Source organism: Planosporangium mesophilum (genome assembly GCF_016863255.1).
GTDB classification, from domain to species: Bacteria; Actinomycetota; Actinomycetes; order Mycobacteriales; family Micromonosporaceae; genus Planosporangium; species Planosporangium mesophilum.
Window position 1 is genome coordinate 8,580 of record NZ_BOON01000001.1, and the last position, 13,838, is coordinate 22,417.

Below are 13,838 nucleotides of genomic sequence, written 5' to 3' on the forward strand. Positions count from 1 at the left end.
GGCCACCCCGAGCTCCAGTGGCTGGGGACCGGCAACAGCCTTGAGGTCGAGGGTTTCCATAACACGCAACGCAGCCGGCATCAGAGACAACCGTTGACCGGATGCCCGGTTGATTCCCCGCTGCCGGCCCGACCGATGCCCCGGCCGGCAGCGGTCGCGGTACGGGCCCGATGAGAGTCCACCGCTTCGGCGTCACCGTCCGCATCGCAGGTCATCTGCCGGCCAAGGCCGCGTTGACAGCGTCCCGTACCACCCGCAGTTCTACTCCGGACAGCCGGAAGATCGAATAGAGGTCATCGTCCGGCGCCTCGAGGACCGCGGCGATGAGATGATCGGTACCGACATGGGCGTGGCCCACTCGGGAAGTGATGGCCTTCGCCCGGTCCCGTGCCCGGACCGCGTCGACGGTCCAGGGAGGCCCGCGGCGCCCGGTACGCGGGCTCTCCGGTGCGAGATCGCGGCCGCTGTCGCCCGCCAGATCGGCCGCCTCGACCGCGAGGTCCCGGTACGCCACCCGGTTGCGCAGGATCCTTACGGCTTCGTTGTGCGGTGCAAGGTCCGCCCGAAGGGTGGCACCGCGTACCGCAAGCTGATCCTCCAGTGAGGACACCGCGAGCACCAGATGCGCGGGCGTGACGCACTGATGGCCGAGCCGGACCGCTTGCCGGTTCGCCTCGGCGTCCAGCGCGTGCAGGATGGGCCCCGCATCGGTGCGTCTGACTATGTGCGCACGCACTACGGCGGCAATGACCCGTACCGGCCACGAAGCGCCGCTGACGAGTCCGACGGCTCGCAGCAGATCCAGGGTCGGCGTCCACGGCCGAACATAGGTGCGCAGGGCTCCATCCTGTCTCAACCGCCGGACCAGCTCGCGCGCGTCGACCCCGCCTCGATCCATCAGCTCCCGGGCACGGCTGCCTTCGATGCCGAGCAGCGCGACCAGCAGACGCGCGACGTTGACGTACGCCACCCCTTCAGCATGGGCGTCGGCAACCGCCAGCCGCACGGCGGCCCGTACCGCGCCGCTCCACTCCGGCATCGGGCGCGACCCCTGGTCGGAATCCTTCCCACCGCGCGCGCCCCAGGATTGCCAGGCGGCTTCGTGCAGCGCCGCCGCCGCGCCCAGATCCACCTCGTGCGAGGCGGCGACGCCCGGATCGAGGTCCGGGCTGGCCCAGCCGCCGTCGTGGGGCCGATCACCGTCCGCGCGCCGTAGCGCACGGACAGCCTCGGCGACGCTCGGTTGGGAACGCGCCAGGCGATCGAGGCATTCGCGGAGCACCACATCCGTTCCCACGGTCTGGGCGCCCGTTTTGGCCGCAGTGCGGTAACAGGCGGCGAGCGTGCCCGTCACCCCGCTACCGATGGAGGGGACCCAGACCATCACCATGCTCGCCTCGATCATCTCTTCCCGCGCCGGCCCACGATGACTCGTTGACCCATCTCGAGGACGTAACCGGCAACCTTTAGCACGGGTGCTGCCCATGATGGTTTGTCCGAGCCCAGTCCCGTCGCCAGGTTATCGAGCGTCTCACCGAGTTTGCCCCCCGGCTCCACACCGCCCTGGGCGCTCACCAGATCCGGTCTGATCTTGTCAATAGCGTTGAGCCGGCCGTGACGGCCTCTTTCAGGAGCTGCGTGCCGGGGCGAGTAGTCGCCTTCGTCCGCGCGGTGGGTACCTTCGTAGCCCGGGTCGTCCGTGCGGTGCGCGCCGGTGTAGCTCTTGCCGCAGTTGTGGACCAGTACCGACGTGTTCGCCGCGACGACGTAGTACGTGTGGTCACCGTCGACGGTCAGGTTGTAGACGCGCTGGTCGTGAGCGGTCCACCGGTTGACGGCCGTGACCTGGACGTACGTCCCCGCCGACGTCCGCAGCAGCGAGCCGACCCGCAGCTCGGTGGCGTCGACCCACCTGTCCAGATCCTCGACCCAGAACGGGTGGTGGTCGGTCGCCACGATGACCCCGGTCCCGTCACCACCGGTTCCATCGGTGTCGACGGTGACCTCGACCAGGTTCTTGTCGCCCTGCCCGACGATGGTGTCCACGACCGGGCGGGCCTCGCTCTCACCCGTCGACGGGTCGGTGGCCAGCACCTGGTCGCCGATCTCCACCTGATCGATCGGCTTCTGGCTGCCATCTGCCATCAGCACCGCCGTGCCCGGGGCGAAGCTGTTGCTCTCCAGGCAGCCCTCGCCGGCCCTGGCTGCGCTCGCGCCGCCGGACCGGCCCGCTCCGCTGAGCAGGCCCCCGCTCAGCTTGCCGCTGACCATGCTGCCGAGTTCGGCGCGCGCGGCGGAGACGCCCTCGCTGATCGCGGCCCTGGCACCGCCGCTCAGGGCCCGTACGCCGGCGCCGAGGGCCTGGCCCCCGATCGAGCCCAGCCCACCGGTCAAGCCGCCGATCGCGCCCTGGGTAACGGCGTTGCCGAGCATCTCCTTCCAGCCGTGACCGCCCTCGACCATGTCGTGGACGATCGAGCCGACCGCGCCCGCGAGCGCGCCACAGGCGACCGCGCCGACGCCGGTCCAGCCGATCAGGGCGCCGCAGCCGAGGCCGACGATGGCCCCCGCGGCGAACCCCGCGATGGTCGCCGCGTGGGTCTCCACGAAGTCCCCGACGGCGCTGGCGGCCTTGGAGAGGGTGTCCAGCAGCGGGCCGGCGGCCTCGACCGCCTTGTTGTAGAGGTTCTGTACCGACTTGTAGCCGTCGTTGACGACGTCGCGGACGGTGGACACCACCGCGGCGGGCAGGTGCGCGGCCGCGGAGACCACCGTCTTGAGCCCGGTGTACAGCGGCTTGACGGCGGCCGCCAGCGCAGGCAGCGGGCTGTGCTTGATGGCGTACGAGACCGCCTGCTTGGCCTGCGCGGTGATCTGTTTTGCCTTGGCCACCGCCGCGGCCCGGACCTGCTCGGCCTTGTCCTTGGCCCAGTTGGTGAAGCCCTTGTCCCGGATCTGTTGCACCTGGTTGGAGACCCAGTGGACGGCGGTGCTGATGGCGCTGGCGGCCTTGTCGATCAGCCACCGGGCGCCGTCCAGCAGGGCGTTCCCGGCCGCCTTGAGGCCGGACCAGACCGCCGAGGCGCCCGCCACGATGGCGTTGCCGACGGCCTTGGCGCCGGAGACGATCGCGTTGCCGACCTTCTTGAGCCACTTGGGCCAGTGCCCGTCCGGGTCGCTGGCGTCCAGCGGGTCGCCACCGGCGTACGTGTACCGGTTGGCCAGGATGGACTCCCCGCCGGTGTAGTCGACCGAGTCCCGCGAGACGAAGGTGGCGGAGCCGGGGTCGTACCACCGGGCGCCCATGTCGACCTGGCCGGTGCCCGGATCGGTCCAGTCGCCCTGGAAACCGATCCGGCCGGTGTCGCCGCTGCGCGCGGTGACCTGGCCGAACGGGTCGTACGTGGTCGACTCGGCCGGCGTGGTCGGGCTCGCGTCGGCCGGGTCGAGGGCGGCCACGACGTCGCCGTGCTGGTCGGCCAGGGTCAGCCTCTTCGTCTTGCCCGTCGAGACGGCCAGCAGGTCGTCGGCCGGTCCACGGGCATACGTCTCGGTGCCGTCGGAGACCGGGTTGTCGGTGGCGTCGGCGTAGCTGAACGGGGTCCCGTTCCGGCTGGCGACCCGGTCCAGGCCGTCGTAGGTGTAGTTCTGCCCGGCACCGGAGACCAGCCGGTCGAACGCGTCGAACGAGTACCGCTCGGTCAGCCCCGAGCTGGTCCGCGACGCGAGAGTGCCCCGGGCCGTGTACGCGTAGGTGTAGTCGCCGTCGGAGAGCAGGCGGTTGCGCTCGTCGTACCGGGCGGTCTTCGGGCCAGCCTGCACCCGGTTGCCGGAGTCGTCCCAGCCGTACGCCGTGCTGCCGCCCGGCCCGGTCCAGGAGGTGAGCCGGCCCGCGAAGTCGTAGCCGTAGGTGTTGTCACCCGCTCCGGCGACGCCGGCCGTCGTCTTGCGCGTCAGATGGTTGCCGAGGTCGTAGCCGTACCCGACGGACGCGACCGTCTGTCCGGCGGCGTTGCGCAGGGTGTCCGAGGCGACCCGTCCCAGGTTGTCGTACTCGTACGTGCGCACCCGGCCGGCGCCGTAGTCGACGGTCTTGAACTGGCCGGCCGCGTCGTACCCGACGGTCTGCTTGGTGCTGGTGAGCGCGTCGGTCAGCGTCGCCAACCGCCCCCTGCTGTACGTGTAGCTGGTCGTGCCGGCGGCGTCGGCCCGGGAGGTGAGCCGGCCGTCCTGGTCGTAGGAGAAGGTGCCCGACCCGGCCGGTCCGGCGGCGGTGAGCAGCGCGCCACGGTCGTTGTAGGCGTACGTGTTCGTACCGCTCGGCGTGCTGACCTTCGTCAGCCGGCCGGCCAGGTCGTAACCCAGGCTCCGCGCGGCGGTCGCCGACTCGGCGCCGCTGCCGGTCTCGCCGGTCAACCGGCCGGCCGCGTCGTACGCGCGCTGCCGGGTGACACCGCCGGGCGCGGCGAGGGTGACCGCCTGCCCGGCCGCGTCGTACCCGACCGTCCAGGTCCGGTCCGCGGCGTTCGGCTGCGGCGCCGTCGACGGTTCGATCACGGATTCGGGCAGGCCGAGGCTGTTGACCCCGAAGATGGTCGAGTTGCCGCGGCCGTCGCTGTAGCGGGTGCGGTTACCGGCCGCGTCGTAGCCGAACGTCGTGGTGATCGACCTGCCGTCGCTGACCGGCTCCACCTGCTTGACGAGCTGGTTCGCCGCGTCGTAGGTGTAGCTGGTGGTGTGGTTCAGCGGATCGGTCGACGAGGCCAGGTTGCCGACCGGGTCATAGCCGTAGCGCTGGCTGCGCAGCACGGTGCCGTCGGGCGCGAGATCCGATTCGCTGGAGACGCGGCCGAAACCGTCGTGGGAGGTGACGGACGCCCGCCCGAGCGCGTCCACGGTGCGCACGTTGCGGCCGGCGAAGTCGTAGCCCATTTCGGTGCTGACTCCGGCCGGGTCGGTGGCCTTGATCAGCTCTCCGACCGCGTCGTACACGTTGACGGTGGTCTCACCGCCGGGCGTCACCATGCTGGTCAGGTTGTTGGCGTCGTCGTAGCCGAACTTCGTGGTGAAGGTGTCGGCGACGGGCTTGCGCTCCACCTGGGTGAGGGTCACCTTGCGGTCGAGGTCGTCGTAGGTCGTCTCGACCCGCGCGCCGGTCGGGTCGGTGACCGACAGGAGTTCGCCGGTGCGGGTGTACGTGTACCGCCACACCGCCCGCTCGTCGTTGGTGGTGCCCGGCTCGTCCCGGCTCACCATCCGGTTGAGCCGGTCGTACCCGTAGCGGGTGCTGTTGCCCAGCGGGTCGACGGTCTCGACCAGGTTACCGAGCCCGTCGTAGCTGGACCTGGTGACCGGGATGACCGGGCTGCCGCCTGGCGGGGTGTACGTGGGCTCAGTCACGGTCACCGGGCGGCCGAGCTTGTCGTACCCGGTGCGGGTGACGTTGCCCAGCTCGTCCTTGCTCGCGACCGCCTCGTCGAAGGCGTTGTAGCCGGTCACCTGGGTCGGCCGCACCGTCTGCGGCGCCCCGCCGCCGCTCTCCGCCGCGACCGGCGGCCCGATCGCCGTGACCAGGCGCCCCGCCTCGTCGTAGCTGAAGGTCGACGTGTACGCCGCCGGGTCGGCACCGGTCGCCGTGCCCCGCGCGTCGGTGGTGGAGGTGAGCAGCCCCCGCTGGTCGTACGCGTACGAGGTGACCTGGCTGGTGCCGTCGCCGAGCACCGTCCGGGTCCTGACCAGTCCGTCGTCGCCGTAGGCGTAGCTGACGACCTCGCTGCCGCCCGCGTCGAAGCCGGGAACGTTGGAGGACTTGCCCGTCGTGGTGGATTTGGTGACGTTCCCGTTGAGGTCGTACTCGAAGCTGGTGGTGCGCGCCAGGCCGCCGGGATCGGTGACGGTGGACACGACCTCCCCGTTCCTGCCGACCGCCTGCGAGGTGGTGAGCTTGCCGTTTCCGGCCACCTGCTTGATCCGGTTACCCGCCCCGTCGTAGGTGTCCGTTTCGATGACGTAGTCACGGGTCGTGCCGTCCGGGTTGTGCAACTTCTTCAGGACCGAGCTCTTGAGCAGGTCGTCGTCGTAGTACTGGTACTCGATCCGGCGGCCCATGGCGTCGGTGTCGCTGGCCAGACGCCCGGCGTAGTCGTACGAGTAGGAGTGCAGCACCAGGTAGTCGGCGCCGGGGGTCGGGTCGCCCGAGCCCTTCGGATCCCCGTTCCACGAACGCAGCCGGATCTCGGCGACGGAGTTGCGCGCGGTGTACGCGTAGTCGTACCGGTTCTCGTTGGCGTCCACGATGGACGTCTTGTTGCCGAACAGGTCGTACTCGTACGTCGTCTCCTGACCTTCGGCGTCGACCACCCGGCGCTGGTGCCCGTGGCTGTCGTACTCCATCGTCGTGGTCCTGGTCGGGTCGCCGCCGAGCAGATCGCTCACGTCGACCTGGACCAGGTTGCCGTCTTCGTCGTAGGTGTTGGTGACTCTGCGCTGGTGGCGTACTCCGGTGACGGCGTCGGTGGTCGCCGGTTCGGTGACGGTCTTCAGCCGGGACGCGTAGTCGTACGTGAAGGTGGTCACCACACCGGCCGGGAAGCTGTCGGAGCTCTCCTTCTTGGAGATACTGCGCCCCAGCTCGTCGTACGTACTCTCGACGACGAGGCCGGTCGGCTTCGTCACCCGGCCCAGATCGCCGTTGGAGTAATAGGCGTAGCTGGTGACCCGGTTGCGGGCGTCGGTGGTGGTGAGCGGCAGGCCGGCCGGCGTGAGGCCACCGTTGATGCCCGACGCGTTCGCGCCGTTGGTGTACGTGTGCCTGATGAAGCTGCCGTCCGGGTTGGTCTGGGTGTCGAGCTTGCCGGTCGGCGTGTAGGTGTAGCGGGTCCGGTAGGTGTTGTCGGTGGCGCTGGCCGAACGCCCGTCCCGCTGCTCGGTCGGCAGCTGGTTACGCGGGTCGAACGGGTTGGCCGACGCGGCCGGGTAGGTCCAGTACGTGGTGTAGCACTCGTTGCTGCTGGCGTCGCGGCAGGTCTTGCGCGACGTCACGTTGCCGCGATCGTCGAAGGTCTGCGTCACCTGGTCGCCGTTCTCGTTGGTGACGACGTCCTGGAAGCCCTGCTCGTTGTAGGAGAAGCTGCGGATCGCCATCCCGTTCAAGGGGTGGTTGACGAAGACCGGACCGCCCGAGTCTCCCGGGATCACCGTGCAGAACGAGGGGTCGTTGGGGTCGGGCTTGCTGCACGTCGGCGTCGGTGATGGTGACGGGGTCGGCGACGGGGTCGAGCCGGGGCGGTCCTCGTCCCGGATCTCCAGCCCCAGCGGGGTACCCGAGCGCAGCATCCGCCCGGCGATCGCGTCGTACTCGTACAGGTTGGGCCGGTTGGCCGGGTCGAGCACCTGCACGCTGCGGCGCAGGTCGCTGTCGCCGCCGTACACCGCCGGCGCGCCGATCTTCCAGGTGCCGCCGTTGCGGTCGGTGTAGCGCTGGACCCGGTCCAGGTTTCCGTCGTACGACACCTCGGCGGCCACCCGGCCGCTGGGCAGCGTCACCTTGGTCATCTCGTCGGCGGCGGCCGTACCCAGCCGGTAGTGCGCGCTCGCCGCCACCGGCCCGAGCGGGTGCGAGTACACCGCGACCTCGTCGATGACGCCGTTGAAGTACCGCTGGGCGGTGCTGCCCCAGTTCGGCCAGGAGGCGGGCGTGCTGGCGTACGCCGCGCCGATCTGGTTGAACGTCAGCAGGGAGCTGTCGACCGTGCCGCCGGTCACCTCGCCGGACCTGGCCCCGTCGACGTACAGCGTCTGGGTCGAGCCGGTCACCGACAACACGACGTGGTGCCACTTCCCGTCGTTGACCGGTCCGGAGGACACCACCGGTGCGATGGCTCCGGTGGCGAACTGGCCGCGTACCTTGCCGTCGGTGCCGACGTACAGGATCGGCACGCCGGTGGTGGACGCTTTGCCCAGCGCGGCGTCCTGGTAACCCAGCAGCGGCCCACCGGTGCTGGTCAGCGGCGTCTTGAACCACAGCTCGACGGCCGCGTCGCGGCTCTTCTTCAGCAGGCCCTTCGGTAGCTCCAGATAGGACGAACTGCCGTTGAACGTCGCCGCGGTGTTGCCCGCACCGGCGAGCGCGCCGGCCGCGCCGAGCGTGACGTTCTTGTAGGTGCCGGCGTCCTTGCCGAGGTTGACCGCGACGTCGCTACCGGCGCCCGTCCCCTGCGACTCGCCCAGCCGCCAGTACGACTCGGGCTTGGAGTCGGTCACCGCGCTGCGGTAGTGCGAACCGGCGGTGTAGTCGTACTTCGTGCAGGCGCTGTCCGGCGCGCAGACCTTCGTGAGCAGGTCACCGGTGTACATGTACGTCCAGGCCAGCGGCGCGCCGCCGACCGGGTCGGTGGTGATGCTGCCGATGTGCCCGCCCGACCAGTTGAACGTCAGCGACCGGCCGGCGGTGTTGGTCTGGCTGTTGGAGACCTGCGCCTTGGCCAGCTTGCCGGTGGCGGAGTCGTAGCTGTACACCACCGACCGGCCGTCCGCGTCGGTGACCTTCATCAGCCGGCCGGAGGCGGAGAACTGGTACGTGGTCGCCGACTTGTCGAGCAGCTTCCAGTACGAGCCGTCGAACGTCAGGGAGGCGACCCGCCCCGGCGGGGCGGCGTAGCTGCCGTCGGGGTTGCGGCCGAACCGCACCTGCTGCCCGTCCTGGTAGGTGATCACGACGTTTCCGGACCCGTCGTCATCGGCGAGCAGCCGCATGTCGTACCGGCTCGTCCAGCCCGCGCCGAAGGCGGCGTCGCGGCGCGGATCGAGGCTGTTGTAGGTGCGCACCAGCGACAGGTCGGGTCCGGCCGTGGTGGGCGCGGCGTCGACCGCCGCGGTGCTGAAGTTGCCGACCTGGGGGTCGAACTCCTTGTCCTTGGTTCCGTAGGGCGCCGCCGCGATCCGGGAGGTGATCTCGGGCTGCGGTACCGCGGCGATCAGCGCCGAGTACGGCGAGGGCACCTCGTTGCCGGTGTCCTTGGCGAAGACCCGCCACAGGTAGGTCTTGGACCAGGCCAGCCGGCCGGCCGGGACCGTCCACGCCTGACTGGCGAGGTACCCCGAGTTGGTGCAGCCGACCGGGTTGCCGCCCGCATCGCGGTCGCAGACCTCGTACTTGAACTGCAGGCTCGATCCGGGCGGCGCGTCGATGTCGAGCGCGCGCGCCCACAATTGCGGGGTCAGGGTCGGCGTCTGGTACCCGTTCGGCGGGTACAGCTCCTGCACCACCGGCGGGATGTCGAAGACCTGAAGCACGATCCGGCCCGGCGGCACCTGGTGGTCGGTGAAGACCGCGCCGCCGGTGCGCACCATGGTGAAGTCGATGAAGTACCTGCCCGGCGGCATCGCCGAGATCGTGGCGTCGAACGTGACCTTGCCACCGCGCGGCACCGAGGCGGTCAGGTTCGCGGCGCGCTGCTGGCCCGCCGGCTCGCCCTTGTCCACGTTGTACGCGCGGTAGGCGAGGTAGTAGTCGCTCGGGGCCCAGGCGTCGGCGCTCAGGTTCGTCACCGTGACCTTGACCTTGCCGGCCTGGTTCTGCAGCACCGGCGGGTCGGGTACCGGGTTGGGGATCTCGTAGCTCGCGTTGTACGGGCTGTGCGTGACGAACAGCGAGGGGGCGTTGGCGGTGCGGCTGCCGGCGAACGTCTTCCACGCCAGCGCGTCGGTGGTGGAGGCGCGCAGCGACAGGCCGTAGTTGGCCTGGGTGCCGTCGACCCAGCGCTGCACCAGCGAGGCGCCGGCCCCGCCCAGGTCGAACAGCTCGCCCGCGGCCGGACACGACGACCGGGACTGCCCCTGCGCGATGTAGCCGTGCGCGAACGACCGCTCGGCCAGGGCGCCCCCGACCCCCGGGCCAGGGTAGGAGTACCCCGTGCCGGGCGTCCACGCCGCGGTCACCGGATGGACGCTGACCGGTCGCGCCCGGCAGCTCGGCCCGTCGTAGTTCACGACCTGTAGCTGCGCGCCGAAGATGGTGTGGTTGCGCAGCCGGTTGACCAGACCGTCGAACTTCAGGTACGAGGCCGCCGGCACCCCACCGACATTGCCGACCATCAGGTCGGACGGGTTCGCGATCGAGCTGCTGCCGTGTACGAGCATGCTGCCGTCGGGGGTACTCGAGTCGACCGGCGGGCCGACGGTCGGGTCCAGCATCACCGGGTACACCCGGGCCGGGTCGCGCAGCCAGGCGGAGTCCAGGGTCACCTGGAGCGCCGGCCGGCCGCCCTCGGTCACGAGCTGGTACGTCACGCCCGTCGACGTGGCCGGGCCCGCCTCCGCCGTCCCTGAGTCCATGAGGTACCCGGCCGGGATCGCCGCCCGCTGCCGGCCTGACGCGTCGGTCAGCACGACCTGGCCGCCGGCCACCTTCGCCGACAGGCCGGAGAGGTGGAGCGGGAACCGGTACGAGTGCGGGGCCTGCGGCGAGCGCAGGACCAGTGTCTCCTTCACCTGGCCCGGGCCAGCCTGCAGCCGCAGGTCCACCTGGTCGAGCACGTTCGGGTACGTCACGGTGTCACCGTCCGCCCGCCCGCCGGCGGATGCGGCGCCATCGAGCCCGAACCCGACGGCCTGGCCGGACCCGACGCCGACCCGTGCGAGCTCCGTGGCGTCGGCGCTGGCCGCCAGCCGCACCTCGGACCCGCCGTCGCCGCTGTGCCAGCCGCCTCCGGGCAGCGGCGACAGCGCGGAGTCGACGGGCTTCCAGCTACCGTCGGGCTGCCTGACGTTGAGCGGCGTGGCGGAGAACTGAGTGGTCCGGGTGCCGTCCGGGTTGTCGTACGTGCGCTCGTAGACGCCTCGCGCGGCCACGTCCTCCCGGGATGCCGCCTGGTCGAATCCGTGTGGCTGGTTTCCGGTCGTCTTCGCCACCGTCGCCGTATTGTGTGCGGCTGCCGGCGTGTCGTTCAGCTTGTGTGGCGGGTACTGGCCCCGCAGCGACACGGGCACGGTCCGGTTGCCCGGGGAGCCGGTCAGGTGCCCCTGGCCGGCGGCCGAACCCCAGCGCTGGGCCGGAGCCGGCGTCGCGCGGTGCCGGGGAGTGGAAGTACCGCCGGCCGGCATGGCACGCATGCCGTCACCGGACGAGCTCGCCAGCAGCACCGCCGCGAGCGCGAAGGCGGTCCAGCGCACAGTCCATGGTGGACGCGTCCACTTGGGAGGACGCAGGAACGAAGGGACGTCTAGCCTGTTCATGGATCTCCCCAGTACCACAGCGAACATGCCTGTACGTTGCGTGGCAAACGTTGTGCGGCCGGCCCGCGCGGCAGACCTCGCGCCGTCAGCCTTGTACGGCAGGACGTGCGCGGCAGCCGTCGTCCGGCTCCGGTCCCCGGTCCGGCCGTCGCCGTCACCACGGCGATGACCGGACCGGGAGCCCGGCACACGGGCGGCTCAGGCCGGCGGCTTGGGCATCGACCGGCCGTTGAAGAACGGCGTCCGACTGGTCGCCGACGGGGCCGTCCCCGCCGCCGCCGCGGCCGGAGCGGACAGCTTGCGTTCGTAGACGCGGGTGGTGTCGTTGGTGTTGCGGAACACGATGTACCAGGTTTCCCCGCTCGCGTTGGTCACCGGCGCGACCGTCGGATCGGTGGCTGCCGGATCGGAGAACGTCGGATCGGACGGGTTGAGCGCCCGCCCCCACGTCCCCCACTCGCTGGTGTCCTGCCCGGTCTCCCACAACACGTAGATCTCGTTGTCGGTACCTCGGGCCACCACCGCCGTGCGGCCCAGTACCGGGTCCAGGATCGCCACCGGCGCGCCCGCCGCGGTGAACGCACCCGTCGACTGCCAGGACGCCGGCCACGCCCCGCCGTTGTCCTGGATCATCGTCGCGATCGAGCCGTCTGCGGCCCGAACGAACAGCCGCAGCCGGTACCCCGGATACACCACCACCGACGGCGCGCCCGTCGACCCGGACGCGCCCAGGTTCAACCAGTCCGACAGCGACCCCGACACCTCGTAGCCCGCGGTACGCAGCATCCCCGAGGTGTCCCGCGCGAACAACTGCAGCCCCGTCTGGCTCGGCGCGACCGCCGGCGCCCCGGCAACCCGCAGGCTGCCCACAGCGGCCCAGATGCCGTACCCGCCGTTGACGGCGGTCTGCTGGTTGGCGAACAGCACACCGTCACCGTCCACGGCGAACAGCACGATCCGGCCGTCCGGCAGGGTTCCGCTGGTGACGTCCGACGTCACCCAGCCACCGGCGTCCTTCCAACCCGCCCACGACGGGATGCTCGGATCCTGCTGAGTCACCGTCCCCACGTCACCGTCGGTCTTGTGTCCGGCCACCTGCAACCGGCCGTCCGGCTGCTGGGTCAACGCCGGCGGACCCGTGTACGCGTCCGCGGCCGGCGACAGCGTCGACCAGGCCGTGAACGCCGTCGAGTCGGGATCGCCCTGCGCGTACCGCAGCCGCCCGAGGTTGTCCACATAGGAGTACTCGACCATCCCCACCCGGGCGCCGTTCGTCGGCGCCAACTGCATCACCGACGACCGTGAGTACCGCTGGACCGGTATCGACTGCCACCGGGAGAACGCGTGCGCCGGCCCCGACCAGGCGCTGTTCTGGAACGTCGCCTGCAACACGTCGGAGCGCGATCCGGTCGAGAACACGTCCACGCGGCCGGCTCCCATCGACGCCACCGCCGGGGCGGAGTTCAGCGTGCCACCGATGCTCGACCCCGGCTGCCACGCACCGTTGTTGTGCGAGACGTGCCAGAGCGCGTTGTCGGTGCCCCGCGCGACGACGTCGAAGCGGCCGGCGGCCCACGACGTCACCGACGGCGCCGAGTTGACCGATCCGCCCAGGCTGCTCATGTTGTACCAGGCGCCGGCGGTGTCCATCCAAGAGTGCCACACCGCGTTGTCCGTACCGCGCACGAAGACGTCGTAGTGGTTGGTTGACCACGAGCCGACCGACACCGCCGAGGCGACCGTGGTCGAGGCGGGCAGCAGCTTCCACGGTTGCCAGGAGCCGCTCACGAGATAGCTGTGGTACAGCCGGCCGTCGGTGTAGCTGGCGAAGACATCGGCACAGTTGACGTTACACACCGCGACCACCGGCGCGGTGGTCACCTTCCCAGGGGTCAGTTGCGCCATGGTGGACCAGCCGGACGAGCCGAGCGTGGTGTGCCACACCGTGCCGTCGGCCTTGCTCCGCGCGACGACCTCCATGTGACCGGCACCCCACGATGCCACCGACGGCGCGGTGTCGATGGCCACCGAGCCGGGCAGCTTGGCCCACGGCTGCCAGGCACCGCCGCTGATCCAGGTGTGCCAGAGCATGTCGTCGGTACCGCGGGCGAACACGTCGAATTGATCCGGCCCGAGCGAGCCCACCGCGGGCGTCGAGGCCAACTGCCCGCCCAGGTCCTCCCAGCCCGACCACCGCCCGTCGCGGAACGCCCGGTGGTGCAGCGCCCGGTCCGCACCCACCGTGAACAGGTCCAGACGCCCCGGCGCCACCGACTTGACCACAACCTCGGGACCGTCGTTCGGGTCCACCGCCAGCGGAGCGGCCTGAGCCGGACCCACCGGCACCACCAACGCCACCAGCGCGACCAGGACGGCGACCGCCCCCATGCCCGCCAACACCCGCCTCGGGCGGGCTAACCGCGGGCGCCGCCCACGAGACTTCCCTGCACTAAACATAGATTCTCCCCAGTAATGCGCATGTCCTCGGACCGCGCGCCGCCCGAATCCCGTTGTGACCACGGCAAGCCAGGCCGTGGGCACCGGGCCCGGATTGGTTGTACGAACTGGTTGCACGAGCCGCCACGGAGTCTCGACGCGGCGAC

Annotated in this window: 3 protein-coding genes; all 3 read right to left on the reverse strand. The window is 70.8% G+C overall.

Features of this window, described 5'->3' with window-relative positions; all coding sequences use genetic code 11:
• Window positions 1-211: 211 nt before the first annotated feature.
• The 3 genes from Pme01_RS00055 to Pme01_RS00065 all read right to left on the reverse strand — a co-directional run bounded on the left by Pme01_RS00055 (window position 212) and on the right by Pme01_RS00065 (window position 13,623).
• On the reverse strand, window positions 212-1,405 hold the full coding sequence (locus Pme01_RS00055; protein ID WP_168113274.1) for a Clp protease N-terminal domain-containing protein: 1,194 nt from the start codon (window positions 1,403-1,405) through the stop codon (window positions 212-214).
• Window positions 1,402-11,172 carry a polymorphic toxin-type HINT domain-containing protein gene (locus Pme01_RS00060; RefSeq protein WP_203935351.1) on the reverse strand — a complete coding sequence of 3,257 codons (9,771 nt, stop codon included), beginning with the start codon at window positions 11,170-11,172 and terminating at the stop codon, window positions 1,402-1,404. Before Pme01_RS00060 ends, Pme01_RS00055 begins: the two co-directional genes overlap by 4 nt.
• A 261-nt stretch (window positions 11,173-11,433) precedes the next feature.
• On the reverse strand, window positions 11,434-13,623 hold the full coding sequence (locus Pme01_RS00065; RefSeq protein ID WP_168113273.1) for a DUF8189 domain-containing protein: 2,190 nt from the start codon (window positions 13,621-13,623) through the stop codon (window positions 11,434-11,436).
• Between the last annotated feature and the right edge of the window lie 215 nt (window positions 13,624-13,838).

Bases quoted from the DNA above. Each gene is read 5' to 3' on its own strand.
- Pme01_RS00065 (WP_168113273.1), bottom strand. From the start codon at position 13,623: ATGGGGGCGGTCGCCGTCCTGGTCGCGCTGGTGGCGTTGGTGGTGCCG.
- Pme01_RS00055 (WP_168113274.1), bottom strand. From the start codon at position 1,405: ATGATCGAGGCGAGCATGGTGATGGTCTGGGTCCCCTCCATCGGTAGC.